The 261-nt window shown below is 65.9% G+C and carries 1 protein-coding gene; it reads right to left on the reverse strand.

The genetic code is table 11. The annotated features are described in order from the left end of the window. On the reverse strand, positions 1 to 261 hold a 261-nt coding region (locus G8O24_RS43230; protein WP_188108478.1), incomplete at both ends, for a transporter substrate-binding domain-containing protein.

Below are 261 nucleotides of genomic sequence, written 5' to 3' on the forward strand. Positions count from 1 at the left end.
CTCGGCGTCGGTGAACATCGCCTTGAGATAAGCCTCATGGGCGGAGCCGGCGATGACGCCGACCTTCTTGCCTTCGAGAAATTCAGGCCGGATCTCCGGCATCACCGCGTCCTTGCGCGAGACGAAGCGCGCCGGCACGCGGTAATAGGGATCGGTGAAGTCGACGCGGGCGCGCAGCTGCGGGCTCACCGCCATGGACGCAATGATGGCATCGCCGCGGTTGGAGGTGAGCGCGTCGACCAGCGTCTCGAAGCGGCGCAT

This window comes from Bradyrhizobium campsiandrae (assembly GCF_014529705.1).
GTDB lineage: Bacteria > Pseudomonadota > Alphaproteobacteria > Rhizobiales > Xanthobacteraceae > Bradyrhizobium > Bradyrhizobium campsiandrae.